Source organism: Kitasatospora sp. NPDC036755, assembly GCF_040636595.1.
Taxonomy (GTDB): Bacteria; Actinomycetota; Actinomycetes; order Streptomycetales; family Streptomycetaceae; genus Kitasatospora.
In genome coordinates this window covers 1-21,080 of sequence record NZ_JBEZUT010000145.1, presented here as the reverse complement: position 1 = coordinate 21,080, position 21,080 = coordinate 1, and the positions used below count along the sequence as shown (strand labels likewise).

The 21,080-nt window shown below is 72.3% G+C and carries 15 protein-coding genes; 6 read left to right on the top strand and 9 right to left on the bottom strand.

Translation table 11 applies throughout. The features are described 5' to 3' along the window. The 7 genes from AB0E96_RS21985 to AB0E96_RS21955 all read right to left on the bottom strand — a co-directional run. A partial coding sequence (locus AB0E96_RS21985) for a type I polyketide synthase (protein ID WP_359826198.1) occupies nucleotides 1-3,778 on the bottom strand: 3,778 nt, incomplete at its 3' end. After that, a complete protein-coding gene (gene asnB, locus AB0E96_RS21980; RefSeq protein WP_359826196.1) occupies nucleotides 3,775-5,769 on the bottom strand; it encodes an asparagine synthase (glutamine-hydrolyzing) in 1,995 nt (664 codons plus the stop codon). The genes AB0E96_RS21985 and asnB, both read right to left, overlap by 4 nt. Before the next feature lie 22 nt (nucleotides 5,770-5,791). Continuing rightward, complete coding sequence (locus AB0E96_RS21975) at nucleotides 5,792-6,043, bottom strand: acyl carrier protein (RefSeq protein WP_359826194.1); 252 nt, start codon at nucleotides 6,041-6,043, stop codon at nucleotides 5,792-5,794. A gap of 3 nt (nucleotides 6,044-6,046) precedes the next feature. Next, nucleotides 6,047-6,883 carry an acyltransferase domain-containing protein gene (locus tag AB0E96_RS21970; protein ID WP_359826201.1) on the bottom strand — a complete coding sequence of 279 codons (837 nt, stop codon included), beginning with the start codon at nucleotides 6,881-6,883 and terminating at the stop codon, nucleotides 6,047-6,049. Between the two features lie 71 nt (nucleotides 6,884-6,954). Beyond that, nucleotides 6,955-7,869 (bottom strand): LysR family transcriptional regulator, encoded by a 915-nt coding sequence (locus AB0E96_RS21965; protein WP_359826192.1) that lies wholly within the window; start codon nucleotides 7,867-7,869, stop codon nucleotides 6,955-6,957. A gap of 581 nt (nucleotides 7,870-8,450) precedes the next feature. Then, a complete protein-coding gene (locus AB0E96_RS21960) occupies nucleotides 8,451-9,977 on the bottom strand; it encodes an MFS transporter (protein ID WP_359826189.1) in 1,527 nt (508 codons plus the stop codon). Between the two features lie 193 nt (nucleotides 9,978-10,170). Further along, complete coding sequence (locus tag AB0E96_RS21955; RefSeq protein ID WP_359826186.1) at nucleotides 10,171-10,848, bottom strand: TetR/AcrR family transcriptional regulator; 678 nt, start codon at nucleotides 10,846-10,848, stop codon at nucleotides 10,171-10,173. A 372-nt stretch (nucleotides 10,849-11,220) separates the two neighbouring features. Here AB0E96_RS21955 and AB0E96_RS21950 point away from each other — a divergent pair, with 372 nt between their 5' ends. Next, nucleotides 11,221-12,009, top strand: a complete 789-nt coding sequence (locus AB0E96_RS21950) for a VOC family protein (protein ID WP_359826184.1) — start codon at nucleotides 11,221-11,223, stop codon at nucleotides 12,007-12,009. 70 nt (nucleotides 12,010-12,079) lie between these two features. On the opposite strand, the gene AB0E96_RS21945 is transcribed toward AB0E96_RS21950, so the two are convergent. Beyond that, a complete protein-coding gene (locus tag AB0E96_RS21945; RefSeq protein ID WP_359826181.1) occupies nucleotides 12,080-12,535 on the bottom strand; it encodes a hemerythrin domain-containing protein in 456 nt (151 codons plus the stop codon). 108 nt (nucleotides 12,536-12,643) lie between these two features. Beyond that, nucleotides 12,644-13,240: a TIGR03086 family metal-binding protein gene (locus AB0E96_RS21940; protein ID WP_359826178.1), complete on the bottom strand. Its 597-nt coding sequence runs from the start codon at nucleotides 13,238-13,240 to the stop codon at nucleotides 12,644-12,646. 209 nt (nucleotides 13,241-13,449) lie between these two features. Here AB0E96_RS21940 and AB0E96_RS21935 point away from each other — a divergent pair, with 209 nt between their 5' ends. The 5 genes from AB0E96_RS21935 to AB0E96_RS21915 form a co-directional block, all read left to right on the top strand. Further along, nucleotides 13,450-14,019, top strand: coding sequence for a DoxX family protein (locus AB0E96_RS21935; RefSeq protein ID WP_359826176.1), 570 nt, complete (start codon nucleotides 13,450-13,452; stop codon nucleotides 14,017-14,019). Nucleotides 14,020-14,285: 266 nt separating this feature from the next. Beyond that, entirely contained in the window at nucleotides 14,286-16,595 is a 2,310-nt protein-coding gene (locus AB0E96_RS21930; protein WP_359826173.1) for a M9 family metallopeptidase, read from the top strand. Nucleotides 16,596-16,882: 287 nt separating this feature from the next. Next, on the top strand, nucleotides 16,883-19,189 hold the full coding sequence (locus tag AB0E96_RS21925; protein ID WP_359826171.1) for a collagenase: 2,307 nt from the start codon (nucleotides 16,883-16,885) through the stop codon (nucleotides 19,187-19,189). A gap of 160 nt (nucleotides 19,190-19,349) precedes the next feature. Then, nucleotides 19,350-20,471 carry an LLM class flavin-dependent oxidoreductase gene (locus AB0E96_RS21920; RefSeq protein WP_359826169.1) on the top strand — a complete coding sequence of 374 codons (1,122 nt, stop codon included), beginning with the start codon at nucleotides 19,350-19,352 and terminating at the stop codon, nucleotides 20,469-20,471. After that, on the top strand, nucleotides 20,468-21,080 hold a 613-nt coding region (locus AB0E96_RS21915; protein WP_359826166.1), incomplete at its 3' end, for an FMN reductase. The genes AB0E96_RS21920 and AB0E96_RS21915, both read left to right, overlap by 4 nt.

The following is a 21,080-nucleotide window of genomic DNA, read 5'->3' as shown; positions in this document are numbered from 1 at the left end:
CCAACAGCGTGGTGGTCCGAGCGTCGGGGTCGGCCACGCCCGCGCCGTAGCCGACCACGAGGTGCGCCGGGGCGTCGGCGCCCAGCGCCCGGCCGAGCGCGCGCAGCCCCGCCTCGGTGGGCAGCGGTTCCCAGCCGCGCTCGCGGCGCATCGCCTCCCGGCCGGCTTCGTCCATGGTCATGCCGCCGTCGGCCCACAGCGGCCAGCTGACGGCGACCGTACGGCCGTTGCGCTCGCCGGCGTCGACCAGCGACTGCCGGTGCCCGGCGAACGCGTCCAGGAACGCGTTGGCGGCGGCGTAGTCGGACTGGCCGGGGTTGCCGTACACCCCGGCGACCGACGAGAAGAGCACGAAGTGGTCCAGGTCGAGCTGGCGGGTGGCGGCGTCGAGGTTGAGCGTGCCGCGGATCTTCGGCGCGCCCACCGCGCGGACGTCGGCGAGGTCCTTGCGGACCAGGTACTGGTCGCGCAGGACGCCGGCCGCGTGGACGACGCCGTGCAGCGAGCCGTGGTCGCGCAGGATCGTCTCGACGGCGGCGCGGACCGCGTCGGCGTCGGCGACGTCCACCGGCAGGTAGTGCGCGTCGACGCCGTCGGCGCGCAGGTCGGCGAGCGAGCCGGTGGCGGCGCGGCCGCTGAGCACCACCGTGGCCCCGGCCCGGCCGAGGTAGCGGGCCAGGTGCGGGCCGAGGCCGCCCAGGCCGCCGGTGACCCAGTACACGCCGCCGGTCCGCAGCTGCGGGACGGCGGGGCCGTCCCCGAGCGGCGCCGCGACGGGCTCCAGCACCTGCCGGACCCCGTCGGCGCGGCGGCGGACCTCGCTGTCGGAGCCCCCGTCGGAGCACTCCTCGTCGACGATCCGCTCGACCGTGGCCCGGTCCGCGCCCTCCAGGCCGTCGACGCGCACCACGCGGCCGGAGACCAGCGGGTTCTCCAGGGCCACGGTACGGAACAGGCCCGCGAGCGGCCGGTGGAAGTGCGCCGGGACCCGCCCGTCGACCAGCACCACGAACCGGTGCTCGGTGGTGGGGCGGGTGAGCAGCAGCTCCCGGACGGCGGCGAACACCGTGTCCGTCACGGCTTCGATGCCGTCGGCCGGGGCCGCCGGGGTGACGCCGGGCAGTTCCGGGGTGTGCGGGGTGCGGGCCGGTCCGCCCGGGGCGGCCGGCCGGTCCGTCCACCGGGTGGTGGCGGTGACGACGTGCGGGCCCGTGCCGGTGGCGCGCTGGGTGAGGCCCCGGATCGTGGCGTGGACGGCGCCCTCGCCGTCGCACAGGTCGATGTCGAAGGTGGCCGCGGCGCCCGAGCCGCCGGTGCGCCTGACCCACGCCCAGCTCTCGGCCGGGCACGGCCGGTGGACCACGGCCTCGTCCAGGGCGAGCGGGAGGGTCGGCCCGGCGGTGTCCGCCATCAGCGCGACGGAGACCTGGAAGGCCGCGTCCAGCAGGCTCGGCGGCAGCCGGTGTCCGCCGTCCCCGGGTTCGGTCGGCCGGATGCGGGCGAGTGCCTGGTCGGTGCCGGTGCGCAGTTCCCGCAGCGCGCGCATGGCGGGGCCGTACTCCAGGCCCTGGGCGCGCAGCCGCCGGTCGACGGAGTCGGGGTCGGCCCGGTCGGGGCAGGCGACGCGCAGCGCGTCCAGGTCGAGCGGGGCCGGCGGTGCGGGCGGGACGAGCTCGGCGTGGCCGGTGCCGTGCTCCGAGCCGTCCTGGCGGAACGCGACGGCGATCCCCCGTTCCCCGGGCGTCAGTTCGACCCGGACCTCGACGGGCTCCCGCTCGACGGTGATCGGCCGCAGCCAGGCCAGGTCGTGCAGCCGTACGTTCCCCGTGCCGGTGGCCGCGAGTTCCACGGCGGCCCTGGCCATCTCGACGTAGGCGGCGGCGGGCAGCACCCGCCGGCCGCCGACGCGGTGGTCGTCGAGGAAGGGCTCGGCGCCGGTGAAGGTCGAGGTGTAGCGCTGTTGCCCCAGGTCGGAGGTGTTGCGGTGGACGAGGGGGTGCAGCTGCCCGGCGCCGGTACCGGCGGGGGCGGAGGGCTCCGGCACGCGGTACCAGTGCCGGTCGCGGGCGAACGGGTAGGTGGGCAGCCGCACCCGGTGGGCGCCGGGCAGCTGCGGCCACCGGGCGTCCCCGCCGTCCAGCCAGTCGGCGACCGCCGTCATGAGCTCGGGTCCGGCGCCGGCGGGGTTGGCGCTGCCGCCCGTCGGGAGCTCGCCGGACGCCAGCGGTTCCAGCGCGGCGACGAGCTGTTCCCGGTCGGAGACGACGAGCGCGGCCCGGGCCGCCAGCGGTTCGCGGCCCACCCGCAGGGTGTGGGCGATGTCGGCCGGCGACTGGTGCGGCCGCAGCGCGGACTCCGGCGCGAGCAGGTGCTCCCGCAGCAGCCCGGCGAGCACGCGCAGCCGCTCGGGGTCGCGTGCCGACAGCGGCACGACGTAGGGGCCCGGCGTGTCGGGCGACGCGGCGCGCGGGGCCGGTTCCTCCAGCAGGACGTGGGCGTTGGTCCCGCCGAATCCGAAGGAGCTGACGCCCGCCCGGCGGGGCGCGTCCGTCCCGGCCGGCCAGGGGCGGGTCCCGGCCACCACGTAGAAGGGGGTGCCGTCCAGGTTGATCAGCGGGTTCAGGGTCTCGAAGTTGACGGTCGCGGGCAGCACCCCGGCCGCCATGGCGGCGACGACCTTCACCACGCCCGCCACCCCGGCGGCGGATTCCAGGTGCCCGATGTTGGTCTTGACCGAGCCGATGCCGGTGGTGCCCGGGGTGGGCTCGGTGCCGGCGGCCCGGTGCAGGTTCCGGAAGGCGCGCTTGAGGCCGACGACCTCGATCGGGTCCCCGACCGGGGTGCCCGGCCCGTGCGCCTCGATGTAGCCGACGGTTCCGGGGGCGACGCCGGCCCGGGTGTGGACCTCCTCGATCAGCGCGGCCTGGGCGGCCGGGCTGGTCACGGTCAGCGAGTTGGTCCGGCCGCCGTGGTTGGTGCCGACGCCCTTGATCACCCCGTGGATAGGGTCGCCGTCCTCGAGCGCCCGGGCGAGCGGTTTGAGCAGCAGGACCGCCCCGCCCTCGCCGCGGACGAACCCGTCGGCACCCTGGTCGAAGGCGTTCGCCCGGCCGGTGGGCGAGAGCATGCCGGCCTTGCTGAAGGCCACGAAGTGCTTCGGGGACCAGCACAGGTTCACGCCGCCGGCCAGGGCCAGGTCGCAGTCCCCGTTGTTCAGCGCCGTGACGGCCTCGTAGACGGACACCAGGGAGCTGGAGCAGGCGGTGTCGTTGGCGATGCTCGGGCCGTGGAGGTCGAAGTGGTACGAGAGCCGGTTGGCGATGATCGAGTAGGCCGTGCCGGTCGGGAAGTAGGCGTCGGTCGGTACGTCGTCGCGCTCGATCAGTTCGGCGTAGTCGGCGTGGCAGACGCCCATGAAGACGCCGGTGCGACTGCCGGCGAGTTCGCCCGCCCGGTATCCCGCGTCCTCGATCGCCTTCCAGGCGAGTTCGAGGGCGAACCGCTGTTGCGGATCCATCGTCTCGGCCTCGCGCGGGGAGATGGCGAAGAAGGCGGCGTCGAAGCGGTCCGCGTCCTCGATGAATCCGGCCCAGACGCTGTTGGTCCGTTCGCCGCCGCTGCGCGGGTCGCCGAAGTAGCGTTCCTTGGACCACCGTTCGGCCGGGACCTCGGTGATCAGGGAGCGTCCGGCGGCGAGGTGGTCGAAGAGCGTGGCGAGGGTGTCGGCCCCGGGGAAGCGCAGGGCGAGCCCGATGATGGCCGTGTCGTCGGTGGTCACCGGGCCTCCTTGCCGGTCCGGACGGCGTGACGCCGGTCCACGGTCACCTTCAGGTCGAGCGCCTCGGTTCGGGTCGTGCCGGCCCGGCCCGCGCCGTCGAGCACGAACTGCCGGTGGAGCACGGCGGTGGTGAGCAGGTAGACGAAGGCCTGGTCCTCCTTGGTGCTCACCTCCTCGGCGGGCGACTCCATGATCCGGTCCGTCAGACGCCGGGCGAACCGCTGGTCCAGGAAGTCGAGCTTGCCCAACTCGGCGTCGGACAGGAGGAGTTCCAGATAGTCCGGGCGGCGCTCGGTGAACGCCTCGCTGCCCGGAGCGCGGTAGGGCTGCTTGGGGCGGCCGGTGGTCCAGGCCGGGAGCTCGGCGCGGAACGCCTTCTTCAGCACGGCTTTCTCGTTCCACCCGTCGTCGAAGCGGAGGTTGACGGAGGAGGCGGCTCGGACCACCGCCGGGTCGAGGAACGGGCAGCGGTTCTCCACGCTGTGCGCCAGCGCGACGCGTTCGCCCTGGGTCGAGAGCAGGAACCCGGGCAGCAGGGTCTTGTACTCCAGCCACTGGGCCTTCTGCACCGCGGACATGGCCTGGTAGCCAGGGGTCCGGGCGACCAGGTCGAGCAGGTCGGCGAACGGGTCGTCCCGGGAGGCGATCAGCCGAGCCGCGAACCGGCCGTTCTGGTAGCGCAGTTCGTGGGAGAACAGGCCGGGGAGCCGCTCGGTGGCGAACTGCTGGTACAGGCCGAGCAGATGGCTCTGGTGGGCCGGGCCGAAGTGCTCCAGCTCCGGGTGCAGGGTGGCGAGGCCGGCCCGCCGCGCGTCGTCCGTGAGCTCGTGCCAGCGTTCGCGCAGCATGGTCTCGCGGAACAGCGAGTAGCCGAGGAAGGCCTCGTCGGAGCCCTCGCCGCTGAGCACGGTCTTGACGCCGGCGTCGCGGACGTGGCGGGAGAGCAGGAACATCGGGACGAAGGACGTCCGGAAGGCGGGCACCTCGGCGTGGTACACCGCCGCGGGGAGGTTGTCGGCGATGTCCGCGCGGGTGACCGGGAGGGCGGAGTGCAGGGTGCCCAGGTGATCGGCGACCAGGAGCTGGCTGTCGGACTCGTCGAAGTGCTTGTCCCGGAAGGCCACCGAGAAGGTGCGGACCCGGTGCCCGGACAGCCGGGTGGCGAGGGCGGTCACCACGGAGGAGTCGAGACCGCCGCTCAGGTAGACGCCGACCTCCACGTCGGAGCGCAGCCGCAGCTCCACCGCGGCGCGCAGGCTCTCCCGGACGAACTCGACCGCCTCGCGCTCGGTGCCGTCGAAGCCCGGGACGTCGAAGGAGAGTTCCTCGTAGGCGCGCAGTGAGCGCCGGTCGCCGTCGATCTCCAGGAACGAGCCCGTCGGCAGCTGGCGGACGCCGACGAACGGCGTGCGGTCGGGCAGTGGCGTCCACACCGCGTAGATCGCGGCCAGGTCCTTGGGGGAGAGCTCGAAGCGGAAGCCGGGGAAGGCACCGAAGGCCTTGGCCTCGGAGGCGAACAGGAGGGCGCCGTCGTGCTCGGCGTAGTACAGCGGGCGCTTGCCGTAGCGGTCGCGGGCCAGGACGAACCGGCCGGTCACGGTGTCCCTGATCGCGAGCGCGAACGGGCCGTTGAAGCGGGCGAAGCAGTCCGGTCCCCACTGGATCCAGGCCTGCAGGGCGACTTCGGTGTCGGAGTGGTCGGTGCGGAACGGGCGGCCCAGGGCCTCCAGTTCCGCGCGCAGTTCGACGTGGTTGTAGATCTCGCCGTTGAAGCAGATCCAGTGGCGCTCGGTCGGGTCCGACATCGGCTGCGCGCCGTCGGCGGGATCGACGATCGCCAGCCGTACGGCTCCCATCGCGAGCCCGTCGTCCAGGTAGTAGCCGGCCTGGTCCGGCCCGCGGTGGCGGATGGCGGAGAGCATGGAGGTGATGACCTCGGTGGTCGCTCCGGACCATGGTGGGTTCGCGAGGAACCCGGCGATTCCGCACATGACAGTCCCCTCGGCTCTCGGCTCAGTTCTCGGCGAGCTTCTTCTGGATGAACGCGTCGATCGCGTTGAGCGAAACGAGGACGTCCATGAGGATCTCGTCGCTGTCGAGGACCACGGAGAACTCGGATTCCAGGAATTTCATCATCCGGACGTAGCCGAAGGAGTCGATCACGCCGGCCTTGAACAGGTCGGTGTCCGGGGTGATCTCGTCGTCGAATTCGAAGAGGAAGCGTTCTTCCAGGTACGTCCGGATCGTGCCGGTCGTCGTTTCCATCGTTCAGGCTCCAGACGTGATTTTGTCGACCATGCGGGTGAGGGCGGTGCCCCCGATCTCGGTGAACTCGACGGCGGCGTCGGCTTCGAGGAGACTTCGTACGCAGTCGGTCCAGCGCACCGGGGCGACGAGCTGTTCGGCCAGCAGCCGGGCGGTGTCCTCCGGGCGGTGCGGCCGGGCGGTGACGTTGGAGACCACGGGCGTCACGGGCGCGGCGAAGGTGAATCCGGTGAGGAACTCCGCGAACCGCACCCGGGCCGGCTCCATGTAGCGGGAGTGGAAGGGCGCGCTCACCTTCAGCCGCGCCACCCGGATCCCCTGCTTCTCCAGGCAGTCGACCGCGGCGGCCAGCACCGGGGGAGTGGCCGCGATGACGAGTTGTGACGGGGTGTTCAGGCCGGCGATGTCGACCCCGTCGACGCCGTGGTCGGAGAGGATCCCCAGCAGGCGCTCCTCGGGGGTGTCCAGGACGGCGGCCATGCCGCCGTCGGAGGCCGCGGCCATCAGCGCGCCGCGCTCGGCGACCAGCCGGAGCCCGGTCTCGAAGTCGAAGACCCCGGCGGCCAGCAGGGCGTTGTACTCGCCGAGGCTGTGCCCGAGGTACACGTCCGCCGGGCGGTCCTCCCGGTGGACGTGTTCGAAGGCGTGCAGGGCGTTGACGACGAAGATCGCCGGCTGGGTGTACTCGGTGCGGGAGAGCAGACGGTCGGGGTCCCGGGTGCACAGGGCGGCCAGGTCGTATCCCAGCAGGTCGGAGGCGTACCCGACCAGTCCCGGATAGCGTTCGAGGACCTCGGCCCCCATTCCCTTGTGCTGGCTTCCCTGACCGGCGAAGAGCATGGCGAACACGGCATTCCTCCGGCGTGTGTCGCGTGGATGAGGGGGTGGGGCGGAAGGGGTGTGCCGCGGCGTCACAGACAGCTGGCCGGGACCACCGTCCTGAGCACGTTCAGGACCGCCCGGCCGCGCCGGTCGAGGGTGAGGCCGGGCGCGGCGGCCACGCCGAGCGACGCGGTCGGCGCGTCCTCGGCGAGTTCCACCGGGCGGATCCGGCCGCCGTCCGGCGCCGTGGCCCGGTGGGCGCGCTGGTGGACCAGGGCGAAGCCGCACCCGGCGGCCACCAGGCCGCGGACGGTCTCCGGTCCGGCCGCGGTGATCACCGGCGGCAGCGGAACACCGGCGTCGGCGAAGAACTTCTCGAAGTGGAGCAGCAGCGGAGGGTCGTCGAGGGCGACGAACGGTCGCTCCGCGAGCTCGGCCAGGCGGACGGGGCCGCCGCGGCCGCAGGGGTCGTCGTCCGCGAGCAGTGCCCGCATGGGCAGCTCGGCCAGCGGGACGAAGCGGGCGTCACCGCTCAGGAAGTCGTAGGTGACGGCCAGTTCGCACTGCCCCTCCCGGAGCAGTGCCAGCAGCCGGTCGGCCGGCTCCTCGCGGGTGGCCAGCCGCAGGCCGGCGTGCCGTTCCGCGGCGATCCGGTGGGTCCGGGGGAGCAGCAGCGGTGCGACCGGGGCGAGGAACCCGAGTCCGAGCCGGCCCTCGACGCGGCCGGCCAGCGCGTCCCCCTGTTCCTGGAGGCTCCTGGCCTGGCCCAGCAGCGCGCGGGCGCCGAGCAGCAGGTGCCGTCCGTTGGGGGTGAGGGTGACACCGCGGGCGTGGTGGCGGAGCAGGAGTTGCACGCCGAGTTGGCGTTCCAGCCGCATGATGGCCGAGGAGACGGTCGATTGCGAGGCTCTGAGCTTCTCGGCCGCTTCCGAGATGTTGCCGAGTTCGGCCGATTCCACGAAGTAGCGCAGCTGCGTGAGGCTGAAGTCCAGGCGGTCGGTCATTCTTCACGTCCGGAGAAGTCTTCTGGGGTGATCGGATCGTGGGGTGCGGTTCGTGCGCGGCTCCGGTCGTGTCAGGCCGGGTGTGCGTCGTGCCGGGAGCGTCTCGGCGCGCGGGGCGCGCTTTCGGCGCCGGGACGGCGGAACTCCGGTCGACGGGACCGGTCGTGCGGGAGCGATGGCGACATGGCGGAACCCTTCGCTGGTTCGGGAGCGAGGAGGCGGCTGTCGAGCGGTGTCGCGGGAAAAAATTCGTGTCGTGAGCATGTCAGACACGTAAAAAGCGCAGTCCCGAGGGGTTTCGGGTCGAGCGCGGGGAAGGGTGCACACGGAACGAAGTGCTTCGCTCACCTTAGGCGACAGGCCGACCGCCGAACAAGGTCGCCTTGGGGCCGGGATGTGAGGAACTCGCGAGTGCGTCCGGTGGCACGGGTTCCGGTCGTGGGGCGGCCCCGGCCCGGCACTCCGGGGCTCCTCCGGTGCCGCCGCCGCCCCCGGTCCGCCCCGCGGAAACGGCGAACGGCCCGCCCGGTGTCGGAAGGACACCGGACGGGCCGCGTACGCACCCGAGCAACCCCTGCGCGTCAGTGCACCAGCACCGGCACGTCGTTCTCCTTCGCCGCGCCCGTGCCCGAGCCCGCCGCGGCGTCCGGCCGGCCGGCGTTGACGAAGGTGAAGGCGACCGCGCCGGCCGCCACCAGGATCCCGAAGGACACCCAGATCGCGGTCGAGAAGCCGTGCACCATGCCCTGGAACTGCAGCGCCTTGGCGGCTTCCGGCGAGGCGACCGCGGCGGTGGCGTGCGAGGCCAGCCAGCCCGTGGTCGCGCTGGCCGCGATGGTGTTCAGCAGCGCGGTGCCGATGGCGCCGCCGACCTGCTGCGAGGTGTTGACCATCGCCGAGGCGACGCCCGCGTCGCGCGGCTGGACGCCGTGCGTGGCGAGGCTCATGGCCGGCATGAACGCGGTGCCCATGCCGAGGCCCATCAGGACCAGGCCCGGCAGGATCAGCGCCGGGTAGGAGGTGTCCAGGCTGATGTGGGTCAGCAGGAACATGCCGATCGAGGCCACCAGGAAGCCGGGCGCCATCAGGTAGCGGGCCGGGACCTTGGTCATCAGCCGGGCGCCGATCTGGGTCGAGCCGGTGATCATGCCGGCCACCATCGGCAGGAAGGCCACGCCGGTCAGCACCGGGCTGTAGCCGAGCACGATCTGCAGGTAGTAGGTCAGGAAGAGGAACAGACCGAACATGCCGATCACGGCCATGCCCAGCGACAGGTACACCCCGCCGCGGTTGCGGTCGAGCACCACGCGCAGCGGCAGCAGCGGGGCCTTGACCCGGCGCTCCACCAGCACGAAGGCGGTCAGCAGCACGGCGGCCGCGACGAACAGCCCGATGGTGCTGCCGGAGGACCAGCCGTCGGACTCGGCACGGGTGAAGCCGTAGACCAGCGCGACCAGGCCGGTGGTCACCAGCAGCACGCCGGGCACGTCCAGCTTGTTGCGGTTGCGGCCCTCGGCGGGCTCGCGGATCACCAGCACGGCGCCCACGGCGGCCACGATGGCGAACGGGATGTTGACGAAGAAGGTCCAGCGCCAGTTCATGTACTCGGTGAGCAGGCCGCCGAGGATCAGGCCGATGGCGCCGCCGCCACCGGCGATCGCCCCGTAGATGCCGAAGGCCTTGGCGCGCTCCCTGGCCTCGGTGAAGGTCACCGCGAGCAGCGAGAGCGCGGCGGGCGCGAGCAGTGCGCCGAACACGCCCTGGAGCGCGCGGGCGCCGAGCAGCATCGCGGTGTTGGCCGCGGCGCCGCCGAGCGCGGAGGCGAGGGCGAAGCCGGTCAGACCGACGATGAAGGTCCGCTTGCGGCCCCAGAGGTCCGCGATCCGGCCGCCGAACAGCAGCAGGCCGCCGAAGGCCAGCGCGTAGGCGGTGATCACCCACTGGCGGTTGCCGTCGGAGATGCCCAGGTCACGCTGCGCGGACGGCAGGGCGATGTTCACGATGGTCGCGTCGAGGACGACCATCAGCTGGGCGAGGCCGATGAATATCAGCGCCTTCCAGCGCCGGGGATCGGGCAGCGTCGCCGGTCGGGCGTCGGTTTGAGGCATGGGGGTACTCACTTCACGGTGCGTGTGGTGTGCGTGAACGGTTGGCGTGAACGGTCAAGTTCCGTACGGGAACGGCATGTTGCCGTACGGCGAACGTTCAGCGGTGGTGTGCGGGAGAGGTGCGGGAGAGGTCGGTGGAACGGCGTGCCGGAGCGCGACGGGGCGCGGCCGGCCGGTCGGTACTGGTGGTCGGTCAGTTCTGGGGCTGGAAGTCCTCGAAGGTCGCGGCCCGGCCGGGCAGGGCCGATCGGGCCGGCGCGTGAAGGCCGTCCAGGAAGATCTGCAGGTGCCGGTGGACGAACTCGTCGTGCAGCCGGCAGGCGGTGTTCGGCAGCGGGCGGGTCAGCTGGCTCATCGCGATGAACAGGTCACCGTTCTCGACGTCCGGCCGCAGCTCGCCCGCTGCCCGGGCGCGCTCCATCAGGCCGCCGACGGCGGCCTGCAGGCGCTCCCGGATCTCGGTCAACTCCGGGTCGTACGGGTCGACGTGGGTGCTGAACAGGGTGCAGAGCCCGCCGACCTTCTCCCCGACGGACGCGTGCACGAACCGCTGGAGAGCGTTGAACGGGCCGTCGCCGTCAGGAGCGTCCGCCTCCGCCGTCGCCGTCTCGGCGAGGGCGAGGACGCGGTTCTTGACGAGCACCGCCACCTCGTGGATCAGTGCCACCCGGTCCGGGAAGTTCCGGTACAGCGTGGCGTTGCCGACCCCCGCCCGCTTCGCGATCTCGTCCAGCGGCGCGTCCGCACCGTGCTCGACGAACGCGTCCCGGGCCGCCAGCACGATCCGCTCCCGGTTCCGGCTCGCGTCCGCACGCAACTTCGGCGTACGCGCGCTCCCCGCGGGGCGGACCGACTCGGCGGTGGTGGTCACGACGACTGCTCCTCATCAGGATACCGGGGAAATTCTCCCCGCTTCTTCCAACGTACTCGCAAACGGGGAATCCGTCCCCGGAATTTCCCCCGCCACTGTGACCTGCGTCACCTGTGGGTGGTCGGGCCCTGCTCGGCTACGGTCGGGACCGGACGGCCCGTAGCCGCTCGCCTTCGGGAAGACCGTCCGCCTGCCCGAGCCCGTGGGCATCGTCCTGGAGACGGAGCCCCTGAAGAACTGGGTGCGCTGATCCCGGGCATGGCTTCCCCGGGGAGGTACGGGTCTCCGCCTAGGCTGTGGGCGTCCCGGGCGGCCGGTGGGCCGTCGGAGTCGGGAGGGGCCCGGCGGCCGGGCGGGTGGAGGAGGTTCGCGATGGGCAGCGGTGAGACGGTCGCCAGGGTGCGCTGTGTGGCGGCCGTACCGTGCTGGGTGAGCCTGATGGCCCGGAGTCCGGAGGACGCCGAGGAGTTCTACGGGCCGCTGCTCGGCTGGGAGTTCGAACCCGGACCGGACCGCTTCGGCCCGTACGCGCACGCGGTGGCCGGGGGAGAGGCGGTGGCCGGGCTGGGCGTCGCCGGGGTCGGCGCGATCCCGCTCGCCTGGACCGCCTACTTCGGGACGGAGAGCGCCGATGCCGCCGCCGACGCGGTGCGTGAGCGCGGCGCGACCCTGGCGGTCGGCCCGCTGGCCTTCGACGCCGGCCGGGTGGCCTTCGCGGCGGACCCGGCGGGCGCGGCGTTCGGCATCTGGGAGGGTCCGCCGGGCCGGGCCCGGAAGCTGGACGTGCCCGGGGCGCCGGTCTGGATCGAGCTGCGCACGCCGGACCCGTTCGCGGCGGCGCTGTTCTACGGCGAGGTGTTCCGCTGGGACGGCCGCGATCCGGAGCGCTTCGACGTCCGCTGGGAGCACGACCGGGTGGTGCTGCGCGCCGAGGGCCACAGCGTCGCCGCGCTGGCCAGGGAGCAGGCCTCCGGTCCGGCCGGGACGCCGCCGCACTGGGAGGTGTCCTTCTCCGTGCCCGACACCGACCGGGCGGTGGCCCGGGCCGTGGAGCTGGGCGGCGGGGTGCTCGGGCCGGCCTTCGACTCCCCGTACGGGCGGGTGGCCCGGCTGCGGGACCGCGAGGGCGCCCGGTTCGCGGTGATCAGCCCCAAGGGCTGACCGGGGCGGCGGTCCCAAGGCCCGGCCCGGCGCGGAAGGATCGGCCCCGGCGTCCCGGCGTCTCGGCGTCTCAGGGGGTGTCCAGCTCGGCCCGTTCCGCCCGCAGCCGGTCGCCGAGCGCGGTGCGGGCGGCCGCGGGCAGGGCCTTGCGGGCGGCCGGGAAGAGCTGCTTCTCCTCGCCTCGCAGGTGCCGCCGCAGGGTTTCGGCGAGGCCGCGCAGCAGCGTGTCGAAGGCCGGGTCGGCCGGTTCGAGCCCCTGGAGGTCGGCGAGGTACTGGCCGATCGCCAGGTGGTCGTGGATGCTGCGGAAGACCAGGGCCCCGCCGTCGGGCACGTCGTGCTGTACCGCGGGGAAGAGGTGTTCCTCCTCGTCGGCGCAGTGGGTGAACAGCAGGTCGGTCAGCCGGGTCAGCAGTGCGCCGCGCCCGGGGTCGTCGGCCGGTGCGGCCTCGATCCGGTCGAGCAGCTCGGTGACCGCCCGGTGGTCGGCGGTGAACTCGCCGAGGATGTCAGGCCTGCGGCTCATGGCCCGCCCGCCTCTCGCACGGAAGACTCCCCCCGCCGTCTTCCAGTATCCGGCGCCGGGGTGCCCGTCCGGAGGTGCGGCCGGCCGCCCACGGGGCGGTACGCCCGGTCACCCTCCGTCGCGCCGCCCGGTGAGGGCGAGCAGCCGGGTCTGCGGGGCGGCGTCCGCGGGCACCGGCAGCGGCGGGTCGAAGAGTCCGCTGCCGGAGAGGTCCCCGTACCCGGCGAACTCGCCGAGCGCGAATTCGACGAGTTCGTCCGGGAGCCGGGTGAGCCGTCCGATGCCCTCGGCGAGGTCCCAGGAGTGGATCACCAGGTCGGTGGTGAGCTGGTCCAGGTAGTACTGCCCCGAGGTGTCCGCGAAGGAGAGGTGGACGGTCAGCTCGGTGGAGCCGGGGACGGCCCAGGCCTCCCGGGCGGCCTCGGCGGCGTCGGTCCAGGCGGTGACCGGGTCGTCGCCGAGCACGTCGCCGTCGAAGCGTTCGCCGACCTCTCCGATGGTGGCGCCCATCAGCAGTTCGGGCACCCAGAGCTGCTCGCCGGTGAGGTGGTTGACCAGGTCGCGGACGGACCAGTCGCTGCACGGGGTGGGGGAGTCCCACTGGCGGGGGGTGACGAGCCGGACGCGTTCGCCGAAGGCGGCCAGCGCCTCGGTGTACGGGGTGTCGGTGCGCGCTTCCCGTCGGGGGTTCCTTTGTCGGGCCATGCCTCCACCCTCTCCGGCCCGGGCGGCCCCCGCGAGTCGCCGACGAACCGTCAGTTGTTCAAATTCGAACTTCGGGGTACGGTCGACGAGCGGCGGTTCAAATTTGAACAATGGCGCCGGGTGACGACCCGGCCCGCCGCACCACCACACCCCATGACCGTGTCCGGCCGTGCCGGACGACGACCGCACCCCGATCGATGGAGACGCGCATGCCGAGCAGCAGCCCGAGCACGACCGCCGCCACCACCCCCGTCAGCCCGGCCCGGGACACCGCCGGGCCCGCGACGACTTCCCCGCACGCCTACGACGTCGGACTCCTGCTCCTGCGCCTGGCCCTCGGCCTGACCATGGCCGCGCACGGCAGCCAGAAGCTGTTCGGCTGGTTCGGCGGCGGCGGGATCGACGGCACCGGTCAGTTCTTCACCATGAGCGGCTACCCGGCCGGCACCGCCATGGCCGTGGTGGCCGGTCTCACCGAGACGCTGGGCGGACTCGCCCTCGCCGTCGGCCTGTTGACCCCGCTGGCCGGTGCCGCGATCGTCGGCACGATGGTCAACGCGCTGGCCGTCACCTGGGGCGGCGGCTTCTTCGCCCCGAAGGGCAGCGAGTACGAGCTGCTGCTGACCGCGGCCGCCGCCGCGCTCGCCCTGACCGGCCCCGGCCGCTACGCCGTGGACCGCTTCCTGCCGGTGCTGCGGGCGCACCGCCTGGCGTACGGCGCGGCCGCCGTCGTGGTCGGCCTGGTGACGGCGGGTGTGATCCTGCTGCTCCGCAAGTAGCCCCGGACGCACCCGGAAAGGGCACGGCGACGATGTGTCGCCGTGCCCTTCCGGCATTTCGGCTGGGTAGGCCTCGGGTAAAGGTCTTCACAATGTTGTGTGATGTGTGCAATGGTACATGTCACATCCCCACTTCCGTGACGAAACCGCCCCACGGTGTCGTCGCGGACGGTCCTCGCTCCCCCGCAGGCCGCGCCCCAAATCGCGGCCGTCGACGGCCCGGAGGCCCCCACGTGAATGGCCAGCGCTTACTGCGAGTCCCGCGGTTGGCAAGACTGTTGACGCTCGTCCTGTCCCTGTTCCTGGCGGTCGGCCTGTTCGCCCCGCAGACCCAGGCCGCCACCCCCGCCGCTCCCACCCCCGGCGGGGCGACCCCCACCGGCACGCCCGCCGGCACGGCGCCCGCCCACCTGGCGCCGCCGCCCGCGATCGGCGAGAGTCGCACCGACACCGCTCCGGCGAAGCCGGACGGCCGCAAGCGGCTCAGCCCGGAGGACCTCGTCCCCCAGTCGCCGACGGCCCCGCTCACCGGCCTGTCCGCGGCCGAGCAGCCGCAGGCCAAGGCCTTCGGCCTCGGCGCGGCGGCCGAAAAGTCCTGTACCGTCGGCGACTTCACCAGCCGGACCGGCGGCGCGCTGGTCCAGCAGATCAAGTCCGTCGACCTGGAGTGCGTCAACTCGCTCTTCAAGATCGGCCGCGGCGACGCCGCCAACGCCTTCCGCGAGTCGCAGATGACCACCGTGGCCAACGCGGTGCGCGACGCCGCGCGCAGCTACCAGGGCGACAACAGCGCGTCGATCTCGCAGCTGATGCTCTACCTGCAGGCCGGCTACTTCGTGCAGTTCTACAACGCCGACGTGGTGGGCCCGTACAGCGGCAACCTGAAGAACGCCGCGCGCGCCGCGCTGGACGCCTTCTTCGCCAACTCCCGTACGCGGGACATCACGTCGGACAACGCCGGACCGCTCGCCCGGGCGACCACGCTGATCGACAGCATCAAGGACAGCGCCCGCTACCTGCCCGTCGCCAAGCGCCTGCTGACCGACTACGACAGCGCCACCTGGAACCCGACGGGCATGGTCCACGCCATGACCCCGGTGCTCACCCAGCTGTTCGCCGGGCACTGGGAGGCCGACTTCCTCCCGGCCGTCAAGGCCGACCCGACCGTGCTGGACGCGCTCTACACCTTCATCTCCCGCAACCAGGGCCTGCACGGCGGCCCCTACGCGCGGACGGTCTACGAGGCCACCAACGAGCTGACCCGCTTCATGCAGTACCCGGAGCTGCTGCCCAGGCTGCGCCCCTACGCGCGGACCCTGGCCCAGCAGTCCTCCCCGAGCGGCCCCACCATGTACCAGCGCGGCTCGGTGGCGCTGGCGGTGAACTGGTGGGACAAGGCGGGCTGTTCCTACTACGGCACCTGTGACGACCCGGCGAGGTTCAAGGCCGCCAACCTGACGGTGAAGCACACCTGCAGCCCGAGCATCACCATCCTGGCCCAGGCGCTGGACAGCGCCCAGCTGGCCACCGCCTGCGCGAGCCTGAACGGCCAGGACGCGTACTTCCACGCCGTGGCCAAGGACAGCGGGCCGGTCAAGGACGACAACAACGGCACGATCGAGGTGGTGAACTTCCACTCCTCGCTCGACTACCAGGTGCTCGCCGCGGTCATCTACGACATCAACACCAACAACGGCGGGATGTACCTGGAGGGCGAGCCGGACAAGGCCGGCAACCAGCCGCGCTTCCTCTGCTACGAGGCCGAGTGGGCCCGTCCGTCCTTCGAGATCTGGAACCTCAACCACGAGTACACCCACTACCTCGACGGCCGGTTCAACGTGTACGGCGACTACGATGCCGGCCAGGTGCAGCCGATCGACTGGTGGGTCGAGGGCTTCGCGGAGTTCGTCTCCTACTCCTACCGCAACCTCGTCAACGACGGTGCCATCGCGGTGGCCCCGCGGCACACCTACAAGCTGAGCGAGCTGTTCGACACCGTCTACGCCAAGAGCGACCAGGACCGGGTCTACCGCTGGGGCTACCTGGCCGTGCGCTACATGCTGGAGCAGCACCGCTCGGACCTGGACGCCGTCCTCGCCAAGTACCGCACGGGTGACTGGGACGGCGCCCGCGCCATCCTGAAGACCACCATCGGCACCCGCTACGACGCGGACTTCGACGCCTGGCTGACCGCGTGCGCGGCCGGCGCCTGCGCCACGAACACCCCGGGCGGGCCGCAGCTGCCGGAGTGCGCGGGCGGCGACCTGCGGAAGCTGGACGCCAACTGCGTGCGCGGCAACGTCGCGGCGACTACCGGGAACTACGCCCACTTCTACGTCTGGGTGCCGCAGGGCACCAAGCAGCTGAAGGTCACCAGCAAGGGCGGCACCGGCAACGGCGACCTCTACTACAACCCGGGCAGCTGGGCCTACACCAACGCCTACACCGCGCGTTCGGCGGGCCCGGACAACTCCGAGACGCTGACCGTCACCGACCCGCCGTCCGGTGGCTACGTCTTCTTCAGCCTCTACGCCAAGGACGGCTTCAGCGGGGTGAGCGTCACGAGCGAATTCTGAGCCGGGAACGGCAGGAGGACAGGTGACCGCCCCGGGCGGAGCGCTTCGGTGCCCCGCCCGGGGCGGGTCCGTTGGTGAAGGACCATCACCGGCCCTGCCTGAATTCCCCGCAAACCGCGCACAACGCCCCGGGTTCCCAAGGCCATGTGAGATGTGCCATGGTACATGTCACATCCCCCACCGTGCCCGACGGCACCGCCCCCACGCGGTGCCGTCGCCAGCGGTCCTCGACCACCCCCATCGGCCGCGCCCCAAGCCGCGGTCGACGACGGCCCGGAGGCCCCCACGTGAGTCCCTCGCGTTTGCTGCGACTCCCGCAGCTGGCACGATTGTTGACGCTCTTCCTGTCCCTGTTCCTGGCGGTCGGCCTGTTCGCCCCGCAGTCCCAGGCCGCCCCCACCACCCCCACTCCCGGCGGTGCGCCCGCGCCCGTCCCCACCGGGCCGGCCCCCCAAGCGGCCCTCGACGCGCCCGAACGAGCCGACAGCGGGCAGCAGTTGGCCTCGGTCGACCAGCGCGCCCCGCTCCCGGTCGACACCCGGCCGGCCGAGGTCCGGCCGAGCGCCAAGGCCTTCGGCCTCGGCGCGGCCGCCGAAAAGCCCTGTACCGTCGGCGACTTCTCCGGCCGGACCGGCGGCGACCTGGTCCAGCACATCAAGGACGCCGACATCCAGTGCATCAACAGCCTGTTCCAGCTCACCGGCGGCGACGCGCGCGGCGCGTTCCGCGAGGAGCAGATGAACACGGTGGCCTACGCGCTGCGCGACGCCTCGGCCAACTACCCCGGTGACAACAGCACGTCGGTCGAGCAGCTGGTGCTCTACCTGCGCGCCGGGTACTTCGTGCAGTGGTACCACAAGGAGGACGTCGGCGAGTACGGCGCCGGCCTCAAGACCGCGATCCAGTCCGGTCTGGACGCCTTCTTCAACAGCGCCCACTCGCGCGACGTCGCCGCGGGCAACGGCCCCATCCTGGGCGAGGCCGTCACCCTGATCGACAGCGCGCAGGAGAACGTCCGCTACCTCCCGGTGGTCAAGCGGCTGCTGGGCGACTACAAGGCCGAGACCTGGAACCCCGCCGGCATGGCGTGGGCGGTCAACCCGGTGTTCACCGTGCTGTTCCGCGGCCACCAGGTGCCCGGCTTCGACGCGGCGGTCGAGGCGGACCCGAGCGTGCTGGACGCGCTCTCCGACTTCGCGACCCGCAACAACGCCCTGCTCGGTGACACCTACGGCGTGCTGGTCTACAACGCCACCAAGGAGCTCACCCGCTTCCTGAAGGACACCGCGCTCCAGGCCAAGGTCCGTCCGCTGGCCAAGGCGCTGGTCGAGAAGTCGGAGCCGAAGGGCCGTACCGTCTACCAGTGGGCCGCGGTCGCCGAGGCGGTCGACTACTACGACCAGGGCAACTGCTCCTTCTACGGCACCTGCGACAAGTCCGACCAGCTCAAGGCCGGCGTGCTGACGGTGAAGCACACCTGCAGCCCGAGCATCACGCTGCTCGCCCAGGCGCTGGACGCCACCCAGCTGGACACCGCCTGCACCAGCCTCAACGGCCAGGACGCGTACTTCCACTCGGTGGCCAAGGACAGCGGCCCGGTCAAGGACGACAACAACAAGACGATCGAGGTCGTGGCCTTCCACTCCTCGCTCGACTACCAGGTGCTCGCCGCCGCGATCTACGGCATCGACACCAACAACGGCGGGATGTACCTGGAGGGCGACCCGACCAAGGCCGACAACCAGCCGCGCTTCCTCTGCTACGAGGCCGAGTGGGCCCGCCCGTCCTTCGAGATCTGGAACCTCAACCACGAGTACACCCACTACCTCGACGGCCGGTTCGACATGTACGGCGACTTCGAGGCCGGCATGAAGACCCCGACCGTCTGGTGGGTCGAGGGCTTCGCCGAGTACGTCTCCTGGTCCTACCGCAAGGTGAACAACGACGCCGCCATCGCCGCGGCCGGCCGGCACACCTACAAGCTGAGCGACCTGTTCGACACCGCCTACGGCGACCAGGACCGGGTCTACCGCTGGGGCTACCTGGCCGTGCGCTACATGCTGGAGCAGCACCGCTCCGACATGGACGCCGTCCTCGCCAAGTACCGCACGGGTGACTGGGACGGCGCCCGCGCCATCCTGAAGACCACCATCGGCACCCGCTACGACGCGGACTTCGACAGCTGGCTGACCAAGTGCGCGAGCGGCGGCTGCGCCACCGACGGCAGCGGCACCCCGCCCACCACGCCGGGCACCCCGCTGCCGGAGTGCACCGGCACCGACACCCGCCTGCTGGGCGCCAACTGCACCCGCAGCAACGTCGCGGCGACCACGGGCAACTACGCGCACTTCTACCTGCTGGTGCCGGCCGGCACCAAGCAGGTGAAGGTCACCACCAGCGGCGGCACCGGCAACGGCGACCTCTACTACAACCCCACCGGCTGGGCGTACACCGAGAGCAGCACCACGCACTCGACCGGCCCGGACAACTCCGAGACGCTGACCGTCACCGACCCGCCGTCCGGTGGCTACGTCTTCTTCAGCCTCTACGCCAAGGACGGCTTCAGCGGGGTGAGCGTCACGAGCGAATTCTGAGCCGGGAACGGCACAAGGACAGGTGACCGCCCCGGGCGGAGCGCTTCGGCGCCCCGCCCGGGGCGGGTCCGTGTCCCGTGCCCGGGCCGCCGGGAATAGCCGGGGGCGCCCGGGTGCTAAGGTGGTTGAAAGTTGGACTACCTGGGATGTGGTGAGCAGCATGCAGTTCGGAATCTTCTCCGTCGGCGACGTGACGACCGACCCCACCACCGGCCGCACCCCGACCGAGCACGAGCGGATCAAGGCGATGGTCGCCATCGCCCGCAAGGCCGAGGAGGTCGGCCTGGACGTCTTCGCCATGGGTGAGCACCACAACCCGCCGTTCGTCCCCTCCTCCCCGACCACCATGCTCGGCTACATCGCCGCCCGGACGGACCGCATCATCCTCTCCACCTCGACCACGCTGATCACCACCAACGACCCGGTGAAGATCGCCGAGGACTACGCGATGCTCCAGCACCTGGCCGAGGGCCGGGTGGACGTCATGATGGGCCGCGGCAACACCGGCCCGGTCTACCCGTGGTTCGGCAAGGACATCCGCCAGGGCATCCCGCTCGCGATCGAGAACTACGCGCTGCTGCACCAGCTGTGGCGCGAGGACGTGGTGGACTGGCAGGGCCGCTTCCGCACCCCGCTCCAGGGCTTCACCGCCACCCCGCGCCCGCTGGACGACGTCCCGCCGTTCGTCTGGCACGGCTCGATCCGCAGCCCCGAGATCGCCGAACAGGCCGCCTACTACGGCGACGGCTTCTTCGCGAACAACATCTTCTGGCCCAAGGAGCACTTCCAGAAGCTGATCGAGCTCTACCGCGAGCGCTACGCCCACTACGGCCACGGCGCGCCCGAGCAGGCGATCGTCGGCCTCGGCGGCCAGGTGTTCATGCGGAAGAACTCCCAGGACGCGGTGCGCGAGTTCCGCCCGTACTTCGACAACGCGCCCGTCTACGGGCACGGGCCCTCGCTGGAGGAGTTCACGGACCAGACCCCGCTCACCGTGGGCAGCCCCCAGGAGGTCATCGAGAAGACCCTGACCTTCCGCGAGACCTTCGGCGACTACCAGCGCCAGCTGTTCCTGATGGACCACGCCGGCCTGCCGCTGAAGACGGTGCTGGAGCAGCTGGACCTGCTCGGCGAGGAGGTCGTGCCGGTGCTGCGCGAGGAGTTCGCCAAGGGCCGCCCGGCCGGGGTGCCGGACGGGCCGACCCACGCCGCGCTGGTCGCGGCCCGCGACGCGCGGACCCGCGACGCGCAGGAGAACGAGACGACGGAGGTGGCCCGGTGAACGCGTACAAGCTGGTGGTGGTGAGCGCCGGACTGAGCAAGCCGTCCTCGACGCGCCTGCTGGCCGACCGGCTGACCGACGCCACCGTGAGCCGGCTCGCCCGGGAGGGGCGGGAGGTGGACGTCACCGTGGTCGAGCTGCGGGACCTGGCGGTGGAGGTGGCCAACAACTTCGTCACCGGCTTCCCCGGCGCCGGGCTGCGCGCGGCGATCGAGGCGGTGACGGAGGCGGACGCCCTGATCGCGGTGACGCCGATCTTCACGGCCTCGTACAGCGGCCTGTTCAAGTCCTTCTTCGACGTGATCGACAACGACGCGCTCACCGGCAAGCCGGTGCTGATCGCCGCCACCGGCGGCACGCCCCGGCACTCGCTCGCCCTGGAGCACGCCGTGCGCCCGCTGTTCAGCTACCTGCGCGCGGTGGTGCTGCCGACGGCCGTCTACGCGGCCACCGACGACTGGGGCGCGGCGGGGGACGGGCTCACCGACGGCCTGCCGCGCCGGATCGACCGGGCGGCCGGGGAGCTGGCGGCGCTGCTGGCCGGGCGCGGTCCCGCGGCGGCGCCGGCGCTGCCCGAGCAGGTGGTGCCGTTCGCCGAGCAGCTGGCGG